The 25,212-nt window shown below is 58.9% G+C and carries 23 protein-coding genes, 2 tRNA genes, 2 rRNA genes and 1 other RNA gene; 20 read left to right on the top strand and 8 right to left on the bottom strand.

The genetic code is table 11. The features are described 5' to 3' along the window. The first annotated feature begins 124 nt into the window (after window positions 1–124). The 6 genes from G9C82_RS08050 to G9C82_RS20695 all read left to right on the top strand — a co-directional run bounded on the left by G9C82_RS08050 (window position 125) and on the right by G9C82_RS20695 (window position 5,128). Window positions 125–3,055: ribosomal RNA gene (locus G9C82_RS08050) — 23S ribosomal RNA — on the top strand. A 135-nt stretch (window positions 3,056–3,190) separates the two neighbouring features. Continuing rightward, window positions 3,191–3,313, top strand: a 5S ribosomal RNA gene (rrf, locus tag G9C82_RS08045). Between the two features lie 207 nt (window positions 3,314–3,520). Further along, the gene (locus G9C82_RS20700) at window positions 3,521–3,673 is read left to right on the top strand and encodes a hypothetical protein (RefSeq protein WP_004965054.1); all 153 of its coding nucleotides are present in this window, start codon (window positions 3,521–3,523) and stop codon (window positions 3,671–3,673) included. Window positions 3,674–3,719: 46 nt separating this feature from the next. Further along, window positions 3,720–3,795, top strand: a tRNA-Cys gene (locus tag G9C82_RS08035). A gap of 333 nt (window positions 3,796–4,128) precedes the next feature. Then, complete coding sequence (locus G9C82_RS21020; protein WP_319946523.1) at window positions 4,129–4,845, top strand: DUF5305 family protein; 717 nt, start codon at window positions 4,129–4,131, stop codon at window positions 4,843–4,845. Further along, a complete protein-coding gene (locus tag G9C82_RS20695) occupies window positions 4,769–5,128 on the top strand; it encodes a DUF5305 family protein (RefSeq protein ID WP_004965049.1) in 360 nt (119 codons plus the stop codon). The genes G9C82_RS21020 and G9C82_RS20695 overlap by 77 nt, the downstream gene beginning before the upstream one ends. A 10-nt stretch (window positions 5,129–5,138) precedes the next feature. Here the strand turns inward: G9C82_RS20695 and G9C82_RS08025 are convergent, their stop codons facing one another. Both G9C82_RS08025 and G9C82_RS08020 read right to left on the bottom strand, forming a co-directional pair. Continuing rightward, entirely contained in the window at window positions 5,139–6,443 is a 1,305-nt protein-coding gene (locus G9C82_RS08025; protein ID WP_127013811.1) for a hypothetical protein, read from the bottom strand. Window positions 6,444–6,512: 69 nt separating this feature from the next. After that, window positions 6,513–7,118, bottom strand: a complete 606-nt coding sequence (locus G9C82_RS08020) for a hypothetical protein (protein WP_127013810.1) — start codon at window positions 7,116–7,118, stop codon at window positions 6,513–6,515. A 283-nt stretch (window positions 7,119–7,401) separates the two neighbouring features. Between G9C82_RS08020 and G9C82_RS08015 the strand changes: the two genes are divergently transcribed. The 5 genes from G9C82_RS08015 (at window position 7,402) to G9C82_RS07995 (ending at window position 14,014) form a co-directional block, all read left to right on the top strand. Then, entirely contained in the window at window positions 7,402–8,028 is a 627-nt protein-coding gene (locus tag G9C82_RS08015; RefSeq protein ID WP_241244090.1) for a hypothetical protein, read from the top strand. Between the two features lie 497 nt (window positions 8,029–8,525). Continuing rightward, window positions 8,526–9,095, top strand: a complete 570-nt coding sequence (locus G9C82_RS08010; protein ID WP_127013808.1) for a hypothetical protein — start codon at window positions 8,526–8,528, stop codon at window positions 9,093–9,095. Further along, window positions 9,092–10,240, top strand: coding sequence for a LamG domain-containing protein (locus tag G9C82_RS08005; RefSeq protein ID WP_127013807.1), 1,149 nt, complete (start codon window positions 9,092–9,094; stop codon window positions 10,238–10,240). Before G9C82_RS08010 ends, G9C82_RS08005 begins: the two co-directional genes overlap by 4 nt. Window positions 10,241–11,405: 1,165 nt before the next feature. After that, window positions 11,406–12,632: a DUF5305 domain-containing protein gene (locus G9C82_RS08000; RefSeq protein WP_127013806.1), complete on the top strand. Its 1,227-nt coding sequence runs from the start codon at window positions 11,406–11,408 to the stop codon at window positions 12,630–12,632. Window positions 12,633–12,871: 239 nt separating this feature from the next. Further along, a complete protein-coding gene (locus tag G9C82_RS07995; RefSeq protein WP_127013805.1) occupies window positions 12,872–14,014 on the top strand; it encodes a signal peptidase I in 1,143 nt (380 codons plus the stop codon). A 153-nt stretch (window positions 14,015–14,167) separates the two neighbouring features. Here the strand turns inward: G9C82_RS07995 and G9C82_RS07990 are convergent, their stop codons facing one another. Further along, on the bottom strand, window positions 14,168–14,581 hold the full coding sequence (locus G9C82_RS07990) for a hypothetical protein (protein WP_004964998.1): 414 nt from the start codon (window positions 14,579–14,581) through the stop codon (window positions 14,168–14,170). 79 nt (window positions 14,582–14,660) lie between these two features. Between G9C82_RS07990 and G9C82_RS07985 the strand changes: the two genes are divergently transcribed. From G9C82_RS07985 to G9C82_RS07970, 4 genes are all read left to right on the top strand, one after another. Beyond that, on the top strand, window positions 14,661–14,969 hold the full coding sequence (locus G9C82_RS07985) for a hypothetical protein (RefSeq protein ID WP_011224552.1): 309 nt from the start codon (window positions 14,661–14,663) through the stop codon (window positions 14,967–14,969). Window positions 14,970–15,081: 112 nt separating this feature from the next. Next, window positions 15,082–15,261: a hypothetical protein gene (locus G9C82_RS07980; RefSeq protein WP_007189703.1), complete on the top strand. Its 180-nt coding sequence runs from the start codon at window positions 15,082–15,084 to the stop codon at window positions 15,259–15,261. A 60-nt stretch (window positions 15,262–15,321) separates the two neighbouring features. Beyond that, complete coding sequence (locus G9C82_RS07975) at window positions 15,322–15,654, top strand: hypothetical protein (RefSeq protein ID WP_007189702.1); 333 nt, start codon at window positions 15,322–15,324, stop codon at window positions 15,652–15,654. Between the two features lie 112 nt (window positions 15,655–15,766). After that, entirely contained in the window at window positions 15,767–16,633 is an 867-nt protein-coding gene (locus G9C82_RS07970; protein ID WP_004964988.1) for a hypothetical protein, read from the top strand. A 36-nt stretch (window positions 16,634–16,669) separates the two neighbouring features. Here the strand turns inward: G9C82_RS07970 and G9C82_RS07965 are convergent, their stop codons facing one another. The 4 genes from G9C82_RS07965 to G9C82_RS07950 form a co-directional block, all read right to left on the bottom strand. Next, window positions 16,670–16,897, bottom strand: coding sequence for a hypothetical protein (locus G9C82_RS07965; protein ID WP_004964985.1), 228 nt, complete (start codon window positions 16,895–16,897; stop codon window positions 16,670–16,672). 318 nt (window positions 16,898–17,215) lie between these two features. After that, window positions 17,216–17,289 (bottom strand) — tRNA-Lys (locus G9C82_RS07960). Window positions 17,290–17,323: 34 nt separating this feature from the next. Next, entirely contained in the window at window positions 17,324–18,001 is a 678-nt protein-coding gene (locus G9C82_RS07955) for a hypothetical protein (RefSeq protein ID WP_004964981.1), read from the bottom strand. Between the two features lie 48 nt (window positions 18,002–18,049). Then, window positions 18,050–18,238, bottom strand: coding sequence for a hypothetical protein (locus tag G9C82_RS07950; RefSeq protein ID WP_004964979.1), 189 nt, complete (start codon window positions 18,236–18,238; stop codon window positions 18,050–18,052). 233 nt (window positions 18,239–18,471) lie between these two features. On the opposite strand from G9C82_RS07950, the gene G9C82_RS07945 reads away from it, so the two are divergent. The 4 genes from G9C82_RS07945 (at window position 18,472) to G9C82_RS07930 (ending at window position 22,148) form a co-directional block, all read left to right on the top strand. Beyond that, window positions 18,472–18,813 carry a hypothetical protein gene (locus tag G9C82_RS07945; protein ID WP_127013804.1) on the top strand — a complete coding sequence of 114 codons (342 nt, stop codon included), beginning with the start codon at window positions 18,472–18,474 and terminating at the stop codon, window positions 18,811–18,813. Between the two features lie 92 nt (window positions 18,814–18,905). Further along, window positions 18,906–20,669 carry a nitrite/sulfite reductase gene (locus G9C82_RS07940; protein ID WP_127013803.1) on the top strand — a complete coding sequence of 588 codons (1,764 nt, stop codon included), beginning with the start codon at window positions 18,906–18,908 and terminating at the stop codon, window positions 20,667–20,669. A gap of 325 nt (window positions 20,670–20,994) precedes the next feature. Next, window positions 20,995–21,475: RNase P RNA component (gene rnpB, locus G9C82_RS07935), an RNA gene on the top strand. A 61-nt stretch (window positions 21,476–21,536) separates the two neighbouring features. Next, window positions 21,537–22,148 (top strand): rubrerythrin family protein, encoded by a 612-nt coding sequence (locus tag G9C82_RS07930; protein ID WP_127013802.1) that lies wholly within the window; start codon window positions 21,537–21,539, stop codon window positions 22,146–22,148. A gap of 114 nt (window positions 22,149–22,262) precedes the next feature. Here the strand turns inward: G9C82_RS07930 and G9C82_RS07925 are convergent, their stop codons facing one another. Further along, window positions 22,263–22,856 (bottom strand): hypothetical protein, encoded by a 594-nt coding sequence (locus G9C82_RS07925; protein ID WP_127013801.1) that lies wholly within the window; start codon window positions 22,854–22,856, stop codon window positions 22,263–22,265. A gap of 201 nt (window positions 22,857–23,057) precedes the next feature. Between G9C82_RS07925 and uvrB the strand changes: the two genes are divergently transcribed. Then, entirely contained in the window at window positions 23,058–25,118 is a 2,061-nt protein-coding gene (gene uvrB / locus G9C82_RS07920) for an excinuclease ABC subunit UvrB (protein WP_127013800.1), read from the top strand. Window positions 25,119–25,212: the final 94 nt, after the last annotated feature.

Raw genomic sequence — 25,212 nt, 5'->3', positions numbered from 1 at the left:
GCCGGGTAAAACCGAGCCTGGGAAGGGTCGATTCGCCCACCATCTCCACCTTGGGGGCGAGTATGAAACCGTGTGTACGTGCGATCCAGGCGTCCACTGGACTCGTTCAGTTGAACGAGTCACAACGACGTTGGCTACTATGCCAGCTGGTGGATTGCTCGGCTCAGGCGCTGATGAAGGACGTGCCAAGCTGCGATAAGCTGTGGGGAGCCGCACGGAGGCGAAGAACCACAGATTTCCGAATGAGAATCTCTCTAACAATTGCTTCGCGCAATGAGGAACCCCGAGAACTGAAACATCTCAGTATCGGGAGGAACAGAAAACGCAATGTGATGTCGTTAGTAACCGCGAGTGAACGCGATACAGCCCAAACCGAAGCCCTCACGGGCAATGTGGTGTCAGGGCTACCTCTCATCAGCCGACCGTCTCGACGAAGTCTCTTGGAACAGAGCGTGATACAGGGTGACAACCCCGTACTCGAGACCAGTACGCTGTGCGGTAGTGCCAGAGTAGCGGGGGTTGGATATCCCTCGCGAATAACGCAGGCATCGACTGCGAAGGCTAAACACAACCTGAGACCGATAGTGAACAAGTAGTGTGAACGAACGCTGCAAAGTACCCTCAGAAGGGAGGCGAAATAGAGCATGAAATCAGTTGGCGATCGAGCGACAGGGCATACAAGGTCCCTTGACGAATGACCGACGCGCGAGCGTCCAGTAAGACTCACGGGAAGCCGATGTTCTGTCGTACGTTTTGAAAAACGAGCCAGGGAGTGTGTCTGTATGGCAAGTCTAACCGGAGTATCCGGGGAGGCACAGGGAAACCGACATGGCCGCAGGGCTTTGCCCGAGGGCCGCCGTCTTCAAGGGCGGGGAGCCATGTGGACACGACCCGAATCCGGACGATCTACGCATGGACAAGATGAAGCGTGCCGAAAGGCACGTGGAAGTCTGTTAGAGTTGGTGTCCTACAATACCCTCTCGTGATCTATGTGTAGGGGTGAAAGGCCCATCGAGTCCGGCAACAGCTGGTTCCAATCGAAACATGTCGAAGCATGACCTCCGCCGAGGTAGTCTGTGAGGTAGAGCGACCGATTGGTGTGTCCGCCTCCGAGAGGAGTCGGCACACCTGTCAAACTCCAAACTTACAGACGCTGTTTGACGCGGGGATTCCGGTGCGCGGGGTAAGCCTGTGTACCAGGAGGGGAACAACCCAGAGATAGGTTAAGGTCCCCAAGTGTGGATTAAGTGTAATCCTCTGAAGGTGGTCTCGAGCCCTAGACAGCCGGGAGGTGAGCTTAGAAGCAGCTACCCTCTAAGAAAAGCGTAACAGCTTACCGGCCGAGGTTTGAGGCGCCCAAAATGATCGGGACTCAAATCCACCACCGAGACCTGTCCGTACCACTCATACTGGTAATCGAGTAGATTGGCGCTCTAATTGGATGGAAGCAGGGGCGAGAGCTCCTGTGGACCGATTAGTGACGAAAATCCTGGCCATAGTAGCAGCGATAGTCGGGTGAGAACCCCGACGGCCTAATGGATAAGGGTTCCTCAGCACTGCTGATCAGCTGAGGGTTAGCCGGTCCTAAGTCTCACCGCAACTCGACTGAGACGAAATGGGAAACGGGTTAATATTCCCGTGCCACTATGCAGTGAAAGTTGACGCCCTGGGGTCAATCACGCTGGGCACTCGCCCAGTCGAACCGTCCAACTTCGTGGAAGCCGTAATGGCAGGAAGCGGACGAACGGCGGTATAGGGAAACGTGATTCAACCTGGGGCCCATGAAAAGACGAGCATAGTGTCCGTACCGAGAACCGACACAGGTGTCCATGGCGGCGAAAGCCAAGGCCTGTCGGGAGCAACCAACGTTAGGGAATTCGGCAAGTTAGTCCCGTACCTTCGGAAGAAGGGATGCCTGCTCCGGAACGGAGCAGGTCGCAGTGACTCGGAAGCTCGGACTGTCTAGTAACAACATAGGTGACCGCAAATCCGCAAGGACTCGTACGGTCACTGAATCCTGCCCAGTGCAGGTATCTGAACACCTCGTACAAGAGGACGAAGGACCTGTCAACGGCGGGGGTAACTATGACCCTCTTAAGGTAGCGTAGTACCTTGCCGCATCAGTAGCGGCTTGCATGAATGGATTAACCAGAGCTTCACTGTCCCAACGTTGGGCCCGGTGAACTGTACATTCCAGTGCGGAGTCTGGAGACACCCAGGGGGAAGCGAAGACCCTATGGAGCTTTACTGCAGGCTGTCGCTGAGACGTGGTCGCCGATGTGCAGCATAGGTAGGAGTCGTTACAGAGGTACCCGCACTAGCGGGCCACCCAGACAACAGTGAAATACTACCCGTCGGTGACTGCGACTCTCACTCCGGGAGGAGGACACCGATAGCCGGGCAGTTTGACTGGGGCGGTACGCGCTCGAAAAGATATCGAGCGCGCCCTATGGCTATCTCAGCCGGGACAGAGACCCGGCGAAGAGTGCAAGAGCAAAAGATAGCTTGACAGTGTTCTTCCCAACGAGGAACGCTGACGCGAAAGCGTGGTCTAGCGAACCAATTAGCCTGCTTGATGCGGGCAATTGATGACAGAAAAGCTACCCTAGGGATAACAGAGTCGTCACTCGCAAGAGCACATATCGACCGAGTGGCTTGCTACCTCGATGTCGGTTCCCTCCATCCTGCCCGTGCAGAAGCGGGCAAGGGTGAGGTTGTTCGCCTATTAAAGGAGGTCGTGAGCTGGGTTTAGACCGTCGTGAGACAGGTCGGCTGCTATCTACTGGGTGTGTTATGGTGTCTGACAAGAACGACCGTATAGTACGAGAGGAACTACGGTTGGTGGCCACTGGTGTACCGGTTGTTCGAGAGAGCACGTGCCGGGTAGCCACGCCACACGGGGTAAGAGCTGAACGCATCTAAGCTCGAAACCCACTTGGAAAAGAGACACCGCTGAGGTCCCGCGTACAAGACGCGGTCGATAGACTCGGGGTGTGCGCGTCGAGGTAACGAGACGTTAAGCCCACGAGCACTAACAGACCAAAGCCATCATTCATACGCACTGTGACTCATTCACCGACGATTTACTCGTCGCTGAACGAGTCCAGGCGCAAACTGGGTCGCACGTAATCACACGGTGGAAAAGTTGATCGAGACTGGTACTTTCACGGTTCGATTCCGTGACTCGACGTTAGGCGGCCACAGCGGTGGGGTTGCCTCCCGTACCCATCCCGAACACGGAAGATAAGCCCACCAGCGTTCCGGGGAGTACTGGAGTGCGCGAGCCTCTGGGAAACGCGGTTCGCCGCCACCATTCATACCTTTCATAGCCCACTCAGGAGAGGCATCTCTCCCGAGTGGGCTTTCCGTATTTATAAGCAGTGCGTAACTACGTAACTGAGTCGAGAAACAATGGCATGACTCGCGAAGTCAAACTGAACGAACTCACGGCGCTTATTGAAACGGCAAGTACCCGCTGTCGGTCGCGACTGCTCGGGAGGAGTTCGACGATGTACGGCTTGTGTACGCAGACGGTACTGAACCGTTAGCTGCGGTGCTGGATCGGATCGATGACGAGCAGTTCGAGTCTCCCGACGAGGTGCAATCGTCAATCTACAATATTATCCCGGTTGAAGGGGTTGGCGAGCCGGGCCAGTCAGAGGGCGAGGGCTGATCGAATTCGCTACGCTTAAACGACCGAGTTGACTACCACTATCTGCGCCAAGGTGGCAGAGTCTGGCCTAACGCAGCGGCCTGCAGAGCCGCCCATCGCCGGTTCAAATCCGGCCCTTGGCTTCTCAGTTGCTTACGCCCCCAATAAATCCCGGTGAGCTACCCGGTTTCTGCCTTTTTATGTGGGTCGGCGTTATGAACTGTTGCTCGAAAACGGTTAAAAACAGGAACACGATTCTGGCGAAAGATACAGTGTTGGCAGGCTGTCTATCAAGTCTGTTTTCGACGGGCAACAACCGACGTAGCGGGATCGCACGAAGTAACGATGTAGCTACAAACTGTTTCCCGGGACATTCGAACACTGGAGCTAGCGGCGATGAGGGCGGTGAAGAAAGAGATATGTCGCTGCTGACCTGGTATTAACCCTTATTTCTCGGCACCAGTATTACAGTTGCAATGTGGTTGTTGGGTCAGAAAACGCGGCGGACAGTCGTCGACAACCACGAACTGCTACTGATTTGTCTGGTTGCTATCGCTGCAGTTGGGGGATATCTCACGTATACGGGGCACGTTGCTCCAGGAACGGACACAACCACGCGGCAGGTGTCGTCGTGGCAATCGTCTGGCTCGTTCTCCCACAACGCGACAGTTCGCAACGGGACCTCAGCGTTTCCAGAGGGTGAAGTGCTTGAGGACAGATCCGTGTACCTCCAGCGGGTCGCTCCCGTACTGGACGGAGCGTTCACCTACATGTACAGTGCCAGCAACGAAAGTGACCTCACCGCTTCGGCTGACGTGTTCGTTCAGTATCGGTCCGTTGAATCGACGCAAAACGGAGATCTCGTCTACTGGGAAGTCGAACGACCGCTGACACAGGGCACTGTGCAATCGCTGGCCGCGGGCGAACATATGGCGGTTCCGCTCTCGCTGAATGTCAGTCGCGCAGCTGAAGCCGTTCGACGTATCGATTCCGAACACGGCCAGACATCCGGTCGACTTGAGATAGCGGTGGTCTCTCAGGTAACTCTCTCGGGGACACGTAACGGGCAGTCAGTCGACACGGCTCGCACGTACCGCTCTGGACCCTCGGTGGCCAGTGCTCCCGCTTGGTTGCCTTGGCGGCGCTACTGCCCTCGTCTACGGGCGCACGACCGACTATCTCACACTTACTGACGCCGAGCGCCGATGGCTCGTATACAAGTCCACTCGCGAGGAGTTTGATGAATGGATAACCGTTGGCCGAGATGATCCAGTCGACGACGTCTGGACGACTTCCGTCGATTCGCTCGTCGGGCTCGTAGATATCGCAATAGACACCGATGAACGTATCATCGAGTCAGATACCGATTCTGATTTCCTCGTGTATACTGGTGACCGATTGTTTCGGTACGAGCCTCCGCCAGAACCCAGAACTGATTCCACTATGGGCAACAGTGACGCTGAGACCTCGGACTGACCGAGTTATTTTATTGTTCTTTGGTGCCGTCGTCGTCGGCTTGCGGTTCAAGCATCGCATCGAGTTCAGGGACTAGTCGGTACCCGGTCACCGTGCCGACTGCAGCGGAGAACGCGAGTGCAACACCCAACTGTGTGACTGGGCCGAAGCCAGCGCTCGAAACCGCTGGCATGACAAGAATTGTGAGCACAATCCCGGCAAGACCGATCGCTGCTTCGCGGATAGCGACGCGGCGGAATCGGTGACGGCGGTCACTCGGTTGTGTCTGGAGTACCGGGAGGACGTCATGATATCGCGTCTGGACGAGGTAGTTTGTCACTACCGCGAGCAGGCCAGCGATGAACGCCCATGGGCCCCAGCTAACTCCGAATGCCGGATCGAAACCGAGGGTGAATCCACTCGGCTCGGCTGACTGCTGGCTTTCGGGTGTCGGCGGTACAGGTTCGGCCCCGCCGCCGGCCACGGTTTCGGGTTCTTCTTCGCTGTCGGTGGGCGTCTCAGTCGGCTCCTCGGTCGATGTCCCGACGCCACCGCCGCCACCGCTTTCTCCGCCAGCGGGCGTTTCAGCCGGTTCGTCAGTTGTTGTCGCAACCTCTGGGCTGTCGGTACTCTCCTCGCCAGTGTCGCCGCCATCGCTTACGTTGGTACCACCGCCACCAACACTGCCTGCATCTGTGCCGTCCCCATCGCCGGCGCCACCGCCGTCACTTGACCCGGTGTCACCATCACCGCTGCCCCCTGCACCAGTATTACCGCCTGCATCACCCCCGCTACCACCACTTCCGCTGTCACCATTGCCACCATTACCTCCACCAGTGCCTGACTCGGCATCTGGAATTTCCATGGTGTACGTCACTTTCTCAGAGAGGTATGACGGGCTGTCGGCGCTTGTCGTCACGGTGAATCCGAGCGTTGCCTGCTCGCCCGGGTCAAGCGTAAGCGTGTTACCCGCTTCATCGACCGACTTGCGTGCGCCTGTGTCTGCGTTCCTGTAGATGTCCAACCACTCGCTATCGTGCTCGATCTGGATCGTCGCTGCTTCGTCGCTACCGGTGACTCCCGCAAAACCGACAACAAACACGTCGTCGAATACGGTCCTGGTAGGCGAAATAACGTCAACGGAGATAACAAGCTCGCCGTTGCTGTCAAACGATGCGTAGCGGTCGCCGTTGGGCGTGTCAGCCGGGGCCAGCGCAACCCCGGTGTCCTCCGCTGGGGCGAGTTCGTCGACCGGCTCGGAAAGCGGGGCTGCGCCTGTGGACATGACTGTCCCGCAGACGATGAACACGAGCCCAAGGGCGAAGTACCATTTCATATTCTGGCTGGGGGTGGCGATTTACGCGGGCAATGCTAGTCTTCGTATTTCAATGATAAAATGGACTGGCTACGCGCCACTGTGGTCCGTCTGGCGTGCTGCGAAGACAATCGAATCTATATCATCAATAGCCGCACCAGTATTATTCTGGAGGTCAACGACAATCGTGAGTGTGATGCTATTACCGGCGTTCAAGTCGACAGCGTTGTCGCCATCAGAACTATTGTCAACAATTGAACCGTTTCCACGGTCTGTATCTTGAATGTCCAGTGCGTCTCCGACGAGACCGCTTGTGCTGTTTGAGTACGTGGTCTCACTGGCATTCACCGAAACGCCGACGTTCTTTTCGCCGTTGTTACTGACTTTGAGAGCATCCTTGAACGTGGTCGTCGCCTTTTCGCTGAGATCGGTCTGCTCAAGCTTAATAACGGACGTATCTGACCCATCCGGGGTTTCAGTAGAAATAATGTTATTATTATCCTCAGGGGTTCCACTATCAGTTGTACTTGGGTTGTTCGCCTCGAAACTCAGCAGCGCACTTGAATCGCCGGAGGTGTTTATATTAACCGTCCGCGTCGCTTCGACTGAGGAGAACGCGCCGGAGCCAAACGCGCCGCCAACGGTCGCACTGAGTGTCCCGAGCCCGAGCAGGACACTTCGTCGATTGAGTCTCATCTGTTATGCTACACAACGCTAGCGCACCAGTTACTATTGACGTGCCTGAGCGGCGTTAATGCCATCCATTAACGGCTCAAGCACGGCTATAACCCCGCTCAAGCAGCACAATAGTAAGTCCCCGGAACCTGTTGTAGCTGGTACGGCACGGCCATAACGTGCTGACTAATCAACTATGAATCGCAGAAACGTACTTACGGGACTCGGTGGACTGGCAATCAGTGGTGGGGCGCTCTTCGGGACGGGCGCATTTACGAGTGTTAGCGCAACACGAGGTGTTGAGGTGAACGTCCTCGGTGGCAGTAATGGGACTGTTGATGGTACTACAAGCGATGACGATCAAAAAGCCATCGCAGATTCGATAACCGAGGGTGCGGTCGACGTGCTTGTGGATCTCTCATCGGACTCTATCGGTGTTAAAGATTCTACCGGCACTGTAACAAACGATGGCTCTGCCCTTTATCCTTCTCCTGACAATATTAACACGGTATACACTGACTCGAGCGGGAACAACGCTCCGTTTACCAACGCAACCACTGAAAGTCAGTACGTGAGTCTTGTCGCAAATGATGTGACCATTGTCTTCGGTTCGGACAACGCTAACCAGGGTCTTCCGCAGGACTCAGATGTTACGTTCGGCGAGCTTTTCGCGTTCGCAGACCCGTATGGTAATGCGCCGGATGTTAACTTCAAGACTTCTGCCGAGTCCGCTGATCCACTCCTTACTGCAGTGGGCTCCGACGGCACCGACCTGACTGGCGGACCCGGCGATGAGGCAACTGTTAAGTTATCTAACAAGAGTTCGAGTAACGGTGCTAAAGCAAAAGCTACGGTCGATACTGGAACAACAGACGGTGCGACAGAACGCCTCGACATCGGTATCGGCGAAAGCCCTCCGACTAACAACTAGGCCCTCCCGGCGGAACCCGAACTGAACAAAGTGCTGGGCAACGCACGGTAAAGTCGCTGTTGCTCAGCATACGGCCTCATATCACCCACTGACCGTTACTGAACCCAACGCAGTGACCCATCGGGGCCCTACCCACAGCGTACTTCAAAGTGCTCTCGATTGATAGCGTACGCGGCACACCTCGCTCAACCTACCCGGCTGCCGACCGCTCATACTATGTCTGACCGACGGGTGGTGGCTCCACCTCAGCACGCGTAAGTACCGACTGTACTGTAGGAGCTAAATCCACCTCGTTACTATCTTGTCGGAGTGATGCCACAGTGCCGGCGTAACGACACGACTGACGACAGTAATACTGCTGAACTGATGCTAGAGGCTGCAACAACGCTATTTCCAAATCCACTGACACTCAATATTGTCTGCGAATGATCTACATGCAATTTTGTTACCATTGACACTCCAGAAGGCTTTTTATATTGAGGACAAAACCACGTATCATGGCAGTGGGTGGGAAACAGAGCAACCAGACAGGGGCTGGTGACGCGATTACACGGGATGAAGTATTCGACTTACTCAGTAATCACCGCCGCCGATATGCGTTACATGTAGCGAAGCAGACGGACGGTGATTCAGAGCTATCAGATATTGCAGAACAGGTGGCGGCGTGGGAAAACGGGAAAGCACAGAGTGAGATCACGTCCAGCGAGCGCCATCGCGTGTACACGTCAATGCAACAGACGCACTTGCCCGCGATGGACCGCGCGGGCGTGATCGACTACGACAACGGGACGGTCACGCTGACCGAGCAGGCAGCGGACCTCGACGTGTACATGGATGTCGTGCCCGAAGACTCTATCCCGTGGGGACAGTACTACCTCGGCTTGGCAGTGCTGTCGGGGGCTGTCGTGGGCGCTGCCGGGCTGGGTGTGTTCCCAGCCAGTATTCCTGACCTCGCGTGGGCTGGGCTCGTCGTCGCGCTGTTTCTCTGTTCCGGCCTGTACCACGTCTGGCAGAGCCAGCAACTCCGCCTTGGAACGGGCGAAAAGCCTCCGGATGTCGAAACATGAGCAAGAAATGGACTCGCCGGAGTGCACTCGGGCTGATCGGTAGCGGTGCCGGACTCCTTACGTGGGGAACTGGCGGGTTCACGGAGGTACAGGGAAGCCGAGACGTGTTCCTCGACGCCGACAACGACTCGGACGCACTACTGGGCCTCGATGGCACGTCGGTCAGCGGTGTCGACGGGAAGAGGGTCTCCCTGACGACACTCACGAACCGATTCGATGAAGATATAACGAACGTCACCGTCACTCTCGACACCCTCGATCCGCCACTTACCATCGTTCAAACGCCTTCCAAACTCCCGGCGAACGGAGGCACCGGCGATATCACTGCAGAACTCGACTGCGGCGGTTCCACTGGGCAGGAGAACGTCGACATTACGATCACCGCCACCGGACCCAATCAAAGCGTCGAGTTACAGCGACAGTTCACCATCGACTGCGTGGAACCACGGGTCTCGTACTGGGACTTCGAGCAAATCAACCGTACAACCGTGCCAGACGTGTGGGACAGCGGGACGCTGCCGGTCAACAATGGTCAGCGGTCCTCGTTCTCGTTCTCTTTTTCTGAGTCCACTTTTTACAGGCCGAGTGTGAGACAGGATCAGACGCGCGGAAGCCATCTCGACTTTAGCCAGACCTCTGACCCCGTCGAGATCCCCGACGACCCGTCGCTGGACCCCACCGGCGAGTTCTCACTTTCGGTGTGGGCGTACCTCTCTTCGTCTCAGACAGGGCTCTCTCGACTGTTCAGTAAGTGGAACGGCGGCAGTGCTGGGTATCAGTTCTTCATCGCTAGTGGAGAGATACTCAACGAGGCCCAGTCCGACGAACTCGCTATCGAAACACAGGACGACTTCGTGCTCACGGGCATGACGCTGGCTACGAAGACGTGGACGCACCTCGTCTGGAGCCACGGCTCGTCGAACGACACGGTGTACGTCAACGGGTCTAAGGTGTACGACCAGCCCGCGCTCGACGACCCGGCACCGTCGGACTCATCGCTCCTGCTCGGTAACGGTCCCGATGGCCCCTGGAGCTACGACGGATACATGGATGAGCCAAAGGTGTACGATATTGCTCTCACCGATTCGCAGGTCCAGAACCTCTACGACACGAGCGAGGGCGGAGACGGTGGTAGTCTCACATAGGGCGCTGGCACCTCGACGACGACACCCGAGAGCGACGCTTCCGGGCTGGCTCTCGCTGCTGCCAAACATCGGGGACGAGCAGTGAGCGGTGGCGGTTGAACGGTCCCCGCGCGTTCAGTCTCGTCAATTCTCTTGGCGTGCCCGTCCAGCGTAGCGGAGAAAAGCTGCGTAGCGGGCTGACGTTCGCTTTGAATCGGAATCGAACGGTTTACTCGGAGACAGTCGTGCCAGCGAGCGACTCGGTTCCAAGCAACGGGACCGGAGAGGGGTCCCGCTCAGAACGCCTGGGTCCGCCTCGCGACTGGGCACAATCTCCGTCGTCGCGTCGGGTTCTGCCTCACGAGTCCCTGTCCGGTGGTGTGTCGTCGGTACTCAGCCGGAGTTGCCGGCTCTGCTCCCCTTCTGCTCCAATCCTGCATGAATACCCGTGGTAACAAAGCACGATCAAGTCGGCATCAATCTCGTCGACGTAATTAATATTCTCCAGATATGGCTTCCCGTGACAACCCTGAGTGGTGATGATAATATGGAGTTCTGAGCCTCGATCGGCGATCTCAAGCGTTTACAGTTCCGCGCTACTCGGACCGGTTCGGCGTATCGAGTGATATCGACCACAAAGACCACATGAAGCTCAACGTCATGGTGTCCGGCCTATTAGAGCGCGTGTGTTGCTGCGCGGTTCGCGTCGGCACTACTATCGGTCGCGGCCAGAACCGTATCGTACATCTAACTACTATCCGGGTTGATTTTGCCCGGACCGCCGACGGCGGGATATACAAAGAACTGGACCTGTTTGGCAGGGTAACGGTACATACGAGATTGAAATCTCGGTCGGTGAGAATATATTATTTATTGGTGGGACATCAGAGAACGCTGACCACAGGGACGAACTCAGAAATAAGTGGTTTGATGATATCGGTAAAAAGGCGCCACCAGTCTCGATAGGGAATCAACTATCCGGAAATGTGGAAGCAAAGCTGGGACTATTCGAGTTCAGAGAGAAAACAAACAACGGTAGTACCAACGCCAAAAAAAAACTAATATAATTGATATGAGGGACGCAGACGTGCATATTACACTCTGGTACAACAAAGACGTCACTGAGTATAGCAGTACATCAGCCGTCTTTAATAGTTGAAACCCGTATAGCTTGACGCTAGATGAGATGACAACGACCTTTTTTTCGACGTCCGTTCGCTCCGCTCTCAATCGCTGGTTTGTGCTAGTACTACTCGTTACACTTACGCTAACGCTTGCTGGCGGCTACGTCACGTACGACAGCCATGTTGACGGAGCAGAAACGGTTACTGAACAACAGACCGTCGGCACGTGGACGGTGGAAAGCGAGTTCGAACACGGCGCCACAGTCTCGCGTGATACCGAGGTTTTCAGTGCGGGTGAGCGACTTAGCAACCGGTCGCTGTATTTCACGACGGCATCGCCCGAACTCGATGGCACGTACACGGTTTCACACGACAACACTGAGGGGAACGCGGCAGTGACCTCGACGAACCTGTCACTGGTCATCCGCGCTGTTGAGGAGCGAAACGGGAATCAGGTGGTCCACTGGCAGACACGCGACTCGCTCGACACACTCGATGCCGTCGAGATAGCAGACGGCGAGGCGGCAACAACCACAGTTAGCGTGGATATCCCGACAATCCTCAACCGTACCGAAGCAATACAGAACGATCTGGGGGCTGCCCCCGGACAGACAGAGGTCCTCCTCGTTGCCGACACAACTGTCGAGTCGTCAATTGACGGAGAAACATTCACCGACACTCGCACTGACCGCATCGAGATCGTGCCCGGACGGAGTGTCTACCGCGTTAGCACTACCACAGCCGGAGAGACCCCCTACGACGCGACCGAGCAAGTGACTCGGACCATCGAACCGACACGGCTGGAACTGTACGGCGGGCCTGTACTCTGTGTGTTCGGACTGTTTTGTATGGCCTTCCTCGGGACAGCACGCTGGCGTGGCTGGCTTGCAGTCACCGACCGCGAGCGAGTGCGCAACGAGTTCGAGCGTGCACGTAACGATTTCGACGAGTGGATCTCGACGGCACGAATCCCGGATGCCGACGACCGGACACCTGTCCCGACGGACTCGCTGGTAGATCTTGTTGACATTGCTATCGATAGTGACAGGCGCGTCCTCGAAGACGGCGATCAGTATGCAGTCCTCGTTGATAGTGAAATCTACACGTACACGGCGCCACCGACTGTCGACCCGCTCGCGTCACCATCGACACGCGATACTGAGCCCACTGTGGAAGACAGAGAAGGAGCGACGGCGTCGCTTTCAAGCCTGCTTTTCACCGACTCGACTGATAATGCTGATGTGACACATCCTGATGAAAACGAGCCGTCCGATTCAAGCGACGGATGACGCCGTTGATCGGTCACTTTCTGCAATTGTTGATTGCTCCGGTATAGCTTGTGCTGCTTATGTCACTCTGTGGCCACGGAGGGGATAGATCCTGATAGCGGGAGACACTGCTCCTGGCTGCCACAAACGATGGTTCGGAACGCAGTATCCCGTGACGACAGGGTGGTTGCGTCACTCCCATCGACTCAGCAACACCGATTTATATTCTGCTAGTCTACATCGCGTAGCAACAGACTGGTATGCTCCGAACGTATGTGGCGAGAGGGCTGACAATCGCCGGGTTTGTGTTGGTTCTGGCACTCATCGTAGGTGCACTGGTTGGGCAGCCGGTACTTTTGAGCTTTGTCGTGTCCGGAAGTATGTCGCCAACGATTCAGGAAGGCGACGGCTTCGTTGCGATTCCGGAGCAGGTTGCGGGCGACATTGAACAGGGCGATGTCATCGTGTTCCAGTCACAGGAGATTCGTGGTGGGGAGTTGACGACACACCGAGTTGTCGGTGAAACTGAGCAAGGATACATTACCAGGGGGGATGCGAACCCGTTCACGGATCAGGATGGGGCCGAACCCCCAGTGACTGAAAGCCAGATCGTCGCGGTCGCATGGCAACCCAGTGGACAGGTGGTGACAATCCCGAATTTCGGCACGGCCATCCTCGCCGGCCGCGTCGTCGTCACAAACGTTCTGACTGCGGCTACGACGGTCCTTGGAGTTGAGCAGGCAGCCGAGTCTTGGCAGGCAGGCTCGGTGATGTTGGTCTCCGGCGTGATACTGTTTGCAATAAGCATCGGTAGTGGGATCGTGAACGGGTCTTCGCGCGAACGAGCCCGTTCGTGTGGGCAGGATACCTTCGACCCACGGTACGCCGCGCTCTTTCTGACCGCAATCATCATTGTGCCAGCCAACATCGCAATGGTGGCTCCGAGCTCGACCCATCAGATTCCGGCGGGTGAGATCGCAACTGGAAATAACATCGCCCCTGGTGAGCCGGTTGAAGCTACGCTTGTAGCCAACAACGAAGACGCACTGGTGACAATGCTCGTCGTGTTTAACGCGTCCGGTCAGACGACAATCGAGAGCCGGTGGCTCGATGTCCCAGGCGGCGAAACGGACTCAACAGCGTTGTATGCACCCGCACCGCCACGAGGCGAACAGAAGGTTGTAACCGTCTCTGAGCATCGCTACATCGTTTTGCTTCCCCCCACCGTTATTATCGCGATGCATGACATACATCCACTGGTGGCATTAGGTGTAATTAATGCGGCGCTCACCGTGGCTGTACTGGCATTCGTCATTGGGTTGCTCGGGACAAGCAAACGACGTGTCCGCGACACCGACCGAGACATCCCGCTGTATCTGCGAATAAAGCGTAGATTGTTGTGACTGGACAATTTGATTGTTCAACGCAACGCAGCGTACTTGGCGGCGCATCGTTCAAACACGTCGCAAACGGTAGCCGTGGTAGCCGTGGTTCCTCCGGGGAAATCGACCGCACGGCAGGCCCGTTCCGGTCGGCCATACCACTGCCCGTCTCGGTTACTCTGTTTCGACAGGGATTGTGTGGACCTGCCGGAGCGGTTCGATGTGGCTTTTCGCTGTCTCGTCCAGTGGAAAAGTCCCGTGGATGTCGGCTGGAACTTGGCCGTGGACGACACGCCCGAACGGCGCGGCGGCGGTGGGATACACCTGTTCGGCCAACCGAGCGACGGGGGCCGCGACATCGAGGCCTTCCAGCGCTTCCTTCACAGCCGCTTCGCCGACGTGGACGGATTCCCCTTCGATCAGGATGAACGCGAACGGGAGGTCGTCAAACTGTGCCTGGAGGAACGCCTGAATCGCATCGGATTCCCAGGGAACAGGCGTGATATCCGTGGCACAGCGGGTTACCGTCTCGGCAGCGCGCCGGAACAGGTCGGTACTGCCGTCGTAGACGAGAAGCGACTGAGTCACATTCTCAGTATGGGTTTGGGCCGTTTGAACGTTGTGTAGTGTCACAACGGCTTATGCTTCTACACCTCGATGCTTCTGTATGGACGCACGGGACGAACCGACAGCCAGACTCGGCCGACGACTCGAAACGGCACTGGAGGGCGCGCTTGCCGATAGCGTCTCGTGGACGGTCACCACTGACGGCCCAGTCATCGCTCGACTACCTGACCGCGAGTTCGCGTTTGAACGGGCCGATAGCCCGAACGGACACCGGTGGACGGTCGTGTTACGCGCGGACGGGTCGGTCGTGAGCAAGTTCGGGCAGTTCGAGACAATCGATGATGTCGTTGAGACAGTTGAATCGCTCGTCCACTCAGACGTCCGGTACACGGTTTGCTGTGACGGCTAACTGTCTCAGCGCCGGAGCCACCCGTCAAGCGAATCCAGTGGCTCCGTTTCAATCAACGGACACACCGCCCGTGGGTAATCTCTATACGAGCCCCGCACCAACGAACAGGTGTATGAGTCTGCTCAAGAACAAGCACCTCCTCAACGGGATTGTCTCACTGGGAATCAGTGTCGCTATCACTGTCTGGCTGGCCGACGACGAAGATGCGCCGTGGAGCCTGACTGATATGGCTCTGGCCGTTGCCATTTCGTCGTTCCTCTCCGGATTTTTCACCAGCTACTTCGCCGACTGACGGTCGGGCGACTCCGCGTAACGGGGGAACACCGATACCCTTCGGGCCCGTGCTCCCAGTATGGACGAGCCAGAACCCGTCGACGACTGGCCTCACCGCCCGTTTTCGCCAGCGGAAGCCAGTGCCCTACTGGATGACATTGACGGCGCTGTCGCGGTCTGGGTGATGCACCACGACAACGACGTTCGGTCGGCTGTCGTTCTCGATGACGCTCCCGAGGACGCGGTCATCGACATCGTCGTTGAAACCGACGCCGCCTTCGAGATGTACAGTTACACGAGCGGCGTGTGGATGGATTACGGCACCCAGCGGAAAGACGATTCGGACGCCCCGTCGATGGCAGGGACGCTCGACAGCTACGATGTTCTCGCTGGCGAGTCTGAGACAGCCTGACCAGTGCGGTTCATCGACACCGTCGTTGCTGGGGCGAAACGGCCCGTGCCACCCGCGTACCGATACGCTCGAAAAGTAATCATTAAACGGCGCGGCGACTGACCCTCCTGATATGCAACGACGAGCCGCGGCGGCGTACTTCGCGTTCTTCCTCGTTATCAGTGTTGCTGCGTACGCCTACATCGGCGTCGCGGAGAGTCAGCGGCCGGCGGTGTCGCTCGACGCTGACGCCGAACTGACCAACGAGAGTACGTTCACTGTCGACGGAACGGAATACACAGCCACAAACATCCACATGTCCGGCGGTGGCGGTGGCGGCCACGGCGGTGGTGGCGGCAGTATGGCAGCTGACCTCTCGTGGACGAATGAATCGTCACAGTATACTGCAACAGTAGAGCACAACTCCACGACGACCTACCAGAACGACACCTACCGCGTACACACTGACAGCAACGAGAGTACGGTGACCCTCGAAGAAGAACTCAACGTCAGTGCGCTCCTCGCCGAGGACTCCTCGGTCAAGAACACGCTTGCGACCCAGAACGGGACCGAGTACGTGGTCTACCAGTCGAACAACACGCAAGTCCCGCTGAGTGAGTGGCTCCCTGAGCCTGAGACAGTGACGTTCACGACCGGTGATACCTACCCGTACGCGACCGACAGCGGCACACAGGAGACCACAATCTCCGAAGTGACCGCCGACGGCGCGACGCTCGAATGGTTCGCCCCGCGCGAGAACACGGTCGAACTCTCGGAGGGTGGGAACGTCACGCTGAACGAGCAGCAGTTCTTCACGCACTTCCCCGATCATAGCACCGTCCAGATCGTCCCGATTCAGCAGTACGGCCAGTACCAGGCGACGCTCGACCAGCAGGACTACTTCCACGAGCGCAAGAACGGCTTCTGGGGCGTCTCGATTCTCTCCGGCATCGCTGCTGTGCTGATGCTAGGGATGGCGTATATGCCCGTCCGCGGATAACAACGACATCTATTTTCGGCTTTTTCGACGACCGGCTTACGCGTCGGCTGCCCAGCTGATGTACGCCAGTCCGACACCGACCACACCCATCAGAACCGCCGCAAGCATCTGTACAATCGCCGCTGTCATTGACGCGTGCGTCTGCCACGGTGTGCCGGCAACCGCCGCGAGCGTAGCGACGACGAGCAATACACCGACAGTGACACCCAGCGGGCGCAACGGCTGTGTGAGGACGCGCTGAAGTGTACTGGCACTTCCATTCATATTAATAACATTTACTGTCTCGGTGGTAAATGAACTGGTCTCGGACTATGCACTGTCGCGCTGCCTTTATTCATAACACAGCAGGCTGGGAGGGCATTGAACCACCTCCACTTCGCTCACTGCGTTCGCTCGTGGCGTAGTTCAACGCCCTCCTGTTGTTGCCACTGCTCACTGTCGTTCGCAGGGCAACGAGCCGGGAGGGAGTTGAACCAGAGAAAGACATGCTCGCTCACATTCGTTCGCTGTGCGTGCCTTCCAGGGTTCAACTCCTTCCTGCCGGTTCACTCACCGACTCGCAGTGCTCGTCGGTTCGTTGCACGGGCCGGGAGGGAGTTGAACCCCCGACCATCTGGTTAAAAGCCAGACGCTCTGCCTAACTGAGCTACCGGCCCTCGCTATTCGCTCGGGGGAGCGGCGATTAAGGCCTTACGGTCCGTCGTCGAAGTACGACTCGATAGCCTCACTGATGACTTCCCCGGGGGACGCCCCATCGAGTGCGGCCTGCCGGCGGAGCCGACAGTAGGCGTCGCGGTCGAGTTGCGTTCGTATCTCACCCAGTGCGTACCCGTTTCTGGCGAGCGCCGCGTCTACGGACGCGCCGTCGTTGACACTGCTGGCAACGGATCGGATCTGGCGGACGGTGAGGTCGTGGTCGAGGGCGGCCCACGCAAGCAGGAGGCGAGACTCGCCTGAGACTCTGGCGATGTGTTTGGCCGCCGTTGGCGCGATATGCCCCATAGCGACGTGAATACGGACGGATCGAGGGAGGTCGTGGACGCGGGACCACTTCCGGATGAACGAGACCGAGGCTTCGCCACCGGCCCGTTCGGCAGCGGCCTTGTAGGACCCTTCGCCGCGAACTAGAGCTGCACACGCGGCCGCGCCGCGCAGAATAAAGACGTTGTCGTCGCCGCCGGCGGTGTTCTCGGAGAATTTCTTGACTGTCTTGGCGGCGAGTTCGAGGCTCTCGGGGTCGTCGGGATCGAACTCGATGGCCTCCTCGGGTCGCTGTCCCGTGAGTGCTGGGTCTCCGCGGATGACCGGCTTCCCGACCGGTGATTCGCGGTCGGTCGATGGAACGTAGTTATCGGGCCCCTCTGGCATCGATTTGTGTTTAGGAAGCACCGCACAAAAGTACCCCGTACAGGGGTGTCAGTCGTCGGATGCGCTCTCGCTTTCGCGTTCTTCGCTCATGTGCTCCCAGATTTCTGTGCAGCCACAGCCGTCCTCGACATTGTCGAGGTGGTCTGTCGTTGGCTCTTCGCGCTCGGCATCGTCGTCGTGGGTCTGTTGTGCGTTCGTCATCGTTTCTCTCACAGCGACGACCAGCGTGGCCGCCACGGGATGTCGTACTCCTCTGTAATACCCCCACTATCTTAAGGACGGACTCTGCTGTAAGCTTGGCCCGCACTGCGACTTACAGGCAACATATGTGTGTATCTCGGACAGAGCCCAACAAATAGCGGGTCAGTCTCGTGAGACACTCACCGCATGACTGCGGCGGATTCGACTCGACCCGGTGATACTTGCACCCGCCGATGCCCTCAGGTGTTTCGAGAATCTAATGAGATGTAATGACGACTGACGTTCACCAGCTCGACGACGGAGCCTGGATTTCCGTCAACGACTCGCGGGAAGTGAACGTCTCGGACCTGTGGTTGTTGGCTCGAAGCGACTTCTGTGGGTGTGAGACGACCGATTTGCTCGCTGAGGGGTTCGTGGAAGTGGGCGTTGATTATCTCGATATCCAGGCGCGAATAGCCGGCCAGTGTATCTCCTGTGGTGAAAGCGGCGTGACCGACTGGCTGACGGTCGGGCGCGTCGTGGACCCAGACTCTGGCGAGTTCCACGGTGTCGTCCACGAGGGCGTCCATTTCCCGGCGAAGCGAACCCGGCTCGCCAGTCCCAAAGAATAGGCAACAGTTGCTTGTTTCGGGGAGTGGGGGAGACGGTTGACGGCAAAGTGTGTTGTATAAGTCAGTGAGACTTGTGGAAAAACACATTAGCTATGCCCACGAAAGTCGAGAATTGGAAGGACGAGGTTTACGGTAACGAGATCCGAGAGCATCTGATGGAGTTCGCAGAGCAGGGCTGGGATGCCATCCCGGAAGACGAACACGACGCCTGGTTCGAGCGCTTCAAGTGGTGGGGCCTGTACCACCAGCGCTCCGGCCAGGAGTCGTATTTCATGATGCGTATCGGGACACCAAACGGCGTCATCAAGCCCGGCCAGCTTGAAGTTATCGGCGAAGTCGCAAAGGAGTACGCAACTGGTCCCGTCGATAATCCGGAGTTCGGCGAGGCCTACTGTGACTGGACGACCCGTCAGAGCATCCAGCTCCACTGGATCAAACTGGAGGACATCCCGGAAATCTTCGAGAAGCTCGAAGCCGTCGGCCTGGGCACCCAGCAGGCCTGTGGTGACTCCTGGCGGAACATCGTCGGCTGCCCGGTTGCCGGCAAGGACAAGCACGAGCACGTCGACGCCTGGCCCGTTGCCGAGGACCTCCACGAGACGTTCAAGGGCAACGACGACTACTCGAACCTCCCGCGCAAGTGGAAGGTCGCCATCGCCGGCTGTGACGAGGGCTGTGGCCAGGGCGACATCAACGACCTCGCTTTCGAGCCCGCTGAGAAGGACGGCGAACTCGGCTTCAACGTCCGTATCGGCGGCGGCCTCTCCCGCAAGGAACCGCGTCTCGCCCGCGACATCGACGTGTGGGTCCCGCCGGAGCAGGCCGCTGACGTGGCCCACGGCATGTCTTCGCTCTTCCGTGACTACGGTGACCGCGAGGACCGCTTCAACGCTCGCATCAAGTTCCTCATGGACGAGTGGGGGCCCGAGAAGATGCGTTCGGTCCTGCAGGAGGAGTACGTCGACTTCGAACTCCCGACTGCGGGCGAGGATATGCGCGACCAGTACAGCTACAACACCGGGTCCCAGGACGGACACAACGACCACGTCGGGATTCACGAGCAGAACGACGGCAACTACTACATCGGCCTGAACGTGCTGGTCGGCCGCATGGGTGCCGACGACGTGCTCGAACTCGCCGAACTCGCCGACGAGTACGGCTCCGGCGAGGTTCGACTGACCCAGCGCCAGAACATCATCGTCACCGACGTGCCCGAGGAGAACCTTGACGAGTTCACCAGCGAACCCCTGCTGGAGAACTACTCCCCGGACCCGTCACCGTTCATGCGCGGTTCCATCGCCTGCACGGGCACGGAGTACTGCTCGCTCTCTATCGTCGAGACGAAGAACCGCCAAGTGCGGTACGCCCGCTGGCTCAAGGACAACGTCGAACTGCCCGAGGACCACAAGGACTTCCACATCCACCTCTCGGGCTGTACGGCCTCCTGCGCCCAGCCCCAGATCGCCGACGTGTCCCTGCGCGGGATGAAGACCCGCAAGGACGGCGAACCGGTCGAGGCGCTCGATATCGGTCTCGGCGGCGGCCTCGGCGACGACCCGCGCTTCGCTGACTGGGTGGAGATGCGCGTCCCGGCCGACGAAGTCCCCGGCGCGATCAAGAACCTCGTCAACAACTTCGAGGACGCCCGCGAGGGCGGCGAGACCTTCCGTGACTTCGTTGCGGACCGCGACGAGGAGACGCTGGCCGAGATGGTCGAACCCGAGGAGACGGACTACCACGACCCGTATATGCACAACACGAAGATGACGTGGTACCCCTACGCAGAAGACGACGACATGCAGGCCTCGCCCGCGCCGACTGACGGCTCTGGTGAGCCCCTGCCCTCCGACGACTAAGGCGCACTGCTGAGCACTCCCGGTTCGGTTTTTGCGAATCGTGCGGTTGCTCGCTTTCTCTACTACCTTTCAAACATAGTGTTGGCCGGGAGCGCGCTCCGTCGCGCGACCCGGGGAAGGGCAGGTTCGCTCGAATACACAAAACCAGTAGCTGCTGCTGCTGTTGCGCATACCGCGAGCGAAGCGAGCGGTTTCACGCGAATCGCAACGCGATTCGCGCTTTTTTCATCGACGTTTTTCAAGGAGTGGTTCGCGCGAAGCGCGAACCCGACGCCGAAAAAGGTCGTTGGTAAGCCTTATTCACGGCACTGGCGTACCTGTTGGTGGCAGCGGGAGGCCGGCTCCCGTGGCGCAAGCCATGAGGAAAGTCCCCCCACCTGTCGGACAGGTGACCGGGCGCAAGCCCGGGGCGGGAGACCGTCGGCTCTGGAACAGCAACGACACGTCGTCGCCGGACCGATGAGGTGTGCGAATCCCGAGCGAGGCTGGTCGTGCCCCACCAGACGGTGCGGCACGCGGCCAAAGCGAGGGAGAGCTAACCCACCGAGGGCAGTCGCGACCCGGTGACTCCGGGGCGCGCGTTCGTGGACCACAGTTGTGCTCCACACGTGGGCCGTCTGAGACGCCCCACGCATTCCGTGGGCCATCTTCGATGCCCCACGCTTCCGGCGACGGACCGATGGAACGGCGAAACCTCACCGGTGCAAGGCCGCGTCGACAGGTAGTCCGATGCCGCGCGCAAGCGCTGGACGTGGCCGCTCAGCCGAATGCTGGCCCGAACAGAAGGGGGCTTACTCCCCGCAGCCATACGAGCCTTCGAGCGGCGGGTCCGATGGTTACAAGCCCGCGCCGGCCACAGGCCAGAGTATGACCGCAGCCGACCTTATCGACGCAGTTCGTGACGACCAGCAGACGGAACTCTCCCGACTGGGCTCCTCGAAGACGCTGTACGCCGACACCCGCGGCGAGATGGAACCGGACGTGGTACTGGCGGCGGCGGCCGCCCGCGAGCAGGCGGCCCACGAGACGTTCGATGCCTGGAGCGACGACGCGAACGACGACGCGGCCGCGCTGTTTGCCGATGCGGCGGCCGAGACGGCCGAGCGCCGTGACAGCCTCGACGCCGAGCCGGCCGACCGAACGCCGGGGATGCACGACGTACTCGACGACTTCGACGGGACCGTCGAGCGCCTTGGCGGCTTCGTCGGCTGGACGCTCGTCGACAAGAAGGTAAAGGAGCAGTACACCGGCTTCTTCACCGGCCAGGCGGACCCACAGACCGCGAGTACGTTCCGCAGCGCCGGCAGCGACGTGGTGGCCCTCCGCGACGAGGCCGCTGAACTACTTGATGCTGTCTGCGAGGATGACGATGACTGGGACGCCGCGGAGGCGGCTGCTATCGACGTAATCTCGACGGCCTACGACGAGTACTTCGAGACGCTCGAAGACCTCGGCGTGAACCCGAAACCGGTCTGCTGAGGGCGCGTTTCGCTCTGGCTGCTGGCCGTTGGGACGACGCCTCATACTGTTGGCCGTACCGTCGTGACGACATTCGTCACTGCGACATTTTTTACTCGTGTACAGCTGACAGTCTCAGTCGTGGCCACCGACGCTGTCGCCGCTGTCGGGTCGTCGGTTGTCGGCTTCGCCCTGACCAGGCTGTGATGTCGCCCATTCCGCTCGCTCTGGTTCCCGACCGAGGAGGCGGTCGGCCAGCCCGCCGAGCCACTTGTACGCGACGTTGACGTAGAGGCCAACGAGAAACGGGACACCGGTGACGAGCTGTGTCGCCCCCAGGCCAGACGAGCCGATGGCGAGGCTGCCGAACTGATACACGCCAGCGGCAAGGAGCCACGCTGCGGGAATCCGCAGCCCTATCTCGGCGAGCTTTTCGAAATCGGCCCACTCGTCGTACTCGTCAAGCGATGTCATCAGTTTGGTGAACACATACCCCAGTGCACCAAGCGTCGCGTACAGGAACACGGCCAGCGGAACAGTGACACCGGAGCCGTCACCGCCGACTGTCTCAGTGAGGACGCCACGGCCGAACAGACCCGCTGCCATCGCGACGCCGACCACGGTAAAGACGAAAAACACGCCGATAACTGCCCAGTTTCCGATTGACCAGCGGCTTGTGGCGAGTACGTCCTCGCTTTCGCTCGATGGCTCCGTATCTGCCTCTCCCATATCAAATACTTAACAGTAAAAGAGTATAAAATGAACTGACTGTTCAGAACCTGGATAGTGCCGTATCGGCTGCTTACTTCCGGTACTACCGAATCAAAACACGAGGGCGTGATAAATATCTCAACTTTACAATACAAGCATACCAGCCCCACATTCACGTGAACCACGCGGCTCAAGTCCATCCAGCCCGATGTGTAGGTAATGAGCGACACCGGCGGCCCCCTCTCTATCGACCGACCAGATGTCGACCGCGAGTTCCGTGTCGACGCCCCGTTCGACCCCGCGGGCGACCAGCCCGAGGCCATCGAACAGCTGGCGTCGGGCTATCGTCAGGGGATGGACCGGCAGACACTGCTCGGTGTGACCGGCTCTGGGAAGACCAACACCGTCTCGTGGGTCGTCGAGGAGATCCAGCAGCCGACCCTCGTTATCGCTCACAACAAGACCCTTGCAGCACAACTGTACGAGGAGTTCCGCGAGCTGTTCCCGGACAACGCCGTCGAGTACTTCGTCTCGTACTACGACTACTACCAGCCCGAGGCCTACGTCGAGCAGACGGACACCTTCATCGACAAGGACGCCTCCATCAACGACGAAATCGACCGTCTGCGCCACTCCGCGACGCGCTCGCTGCTCACCCGAGACGACGTCATCGTCGTCGCGTCGGTGTCGGCCATCTACGGGCTCGGTGACCCGCGAAACTACATCGACATGTCCCTCTCGCTCGAAGTGGGACAGGAGATCGAACGCGACGAACTGCTCGGTCAGCTGGTCGACCTGAACTACGAGCGCAACGACGTGGACTTCACGCAGGGGACCTTCCGCGTGCGCGGGGACACGCTCGAAATCTACCCGATGTACGCCCGCTACGCCCTTCGCGTGGAGTTCTGGGGCGACGAGATCGACCGGATGCTGAAAGTCGACCCGCTGGAGGGCGAGGTCAAAAGCGAGGAGCCAGCCGCGCTGTTGCACCCGGCGGAGCACTACTCGATTCCGGAACAGCGGCTCCAGCGGGCCATCGACGAAATTGAGAAACTGCTGGACCAGCGTATCAGTTACTTCGAGCGCCAGGGCAACCACGTCGCCGCACAGCGCATTGAGGAGCGGACCACGTTCGACATCGAGATGATGCAAGAGACGGGCTACTGCTCGGGCATCGAGAACTACTCGGTCCACCTCTCGGACCGCGAGACAGGCGAGGCCCCCTACACCCTGCTGGATTACTTCCCCGACGACTTTCTCACCGTTGTCGACGAGTCCCACCAGACGCTCCCCCAGATCCGCGGCCAGTTCGAGGGTGACAAGAGCCGCAAGGAGAGCCTCGTCGAGAACGGCTTCCGCCTGCCGACGGCCTTCGACAACCGCCCGCTCACCTTCGAGGAGTTCGAGGAGAAGACTGACCAGACGCTGTACGTGAGCGCCACGCCGGGCGACTACGAGCGCGACCACAGCGACCAGGTCGTCGAGCAGATTGTCCGCCCGACACACCTCGTCGACCCGGCTGTCGAAATCGCCTCGGCGACGGGGCAAGTCGAGGACCTGTTAGAACGCATCGATAACCGCGTCGACCGCGACGAACGGGTGCTGGTAACGACCCTGACAAAGCGGATGGCCGAGGACCTCACAGAGTACTTGGAGGAGTCCGGCGTGAATGTCGCCTACATGCACGACGAGACGGACACGCTGGAACGGCACGAACTCATCCGCTCGCTCAGGCTGGGCGACATCGACGTGCTGGTCGGCATCAACCTGCTCCGGGAAGGACTGGACATTCCGGAGGTCTCACTCGTGGCGATTCTCGATGCCGATCAAGAGGGGTTCCTGCGTTCGGAGACGACGCTCGTCCAGACGATGGGCCGGGCCGCCCGGAACGTCAACGGCGAGGTGGTGCTGTACGCAGACGAGCGCAGCAACGCCATGCAGTCGGCCATTCAAGAGACCCAGCGCCGCCGGCGCATCCAGCAGCAGTACAACGAGGACCACGGCTTCGAGCCGACCACCATCGAGAAGGAAGTCGGCGAGACGAACCTGCCCGGGAGCAAGACCGAGACCGGCGGCATTTCGAGTGACGGCGCGAGTGACGCCGATGAGGCCACCCGCCAGATCGAACAGCTGGAAGAACGGATGCAGGAGGCCGCGGACAATCTGGAGTTCGAACTGGCGGCGGACATCAGAGACCGTATCCGGGAACTGCGCGAGGAGTTCGACCTCGACGGCGGCGACGACAGCGACGGCGTGCCGGCACCCGGTCCCGAGTTCTGATTTCTCGGTTCACGGCGCCCCCGATACTGGGTAACCGATTTGTACCCAGATGCGAAATGGTACGTATCTCGATGGTAGCGCTGTCGGGGTTGGA

The organism is Haloarcula sp. R1-2, assembly GCF_011627385.1.
GTDB lineage: Archaea > Halobacteriota > Halobacteria > Halobacteriales > Haloarculaceae > Haloarcula > Haloarcula marismortui.
Note: the sequence above shows the minus strand (reverse complement) of the source record. Positions and strands in the feature narration are given on the sequence as shown.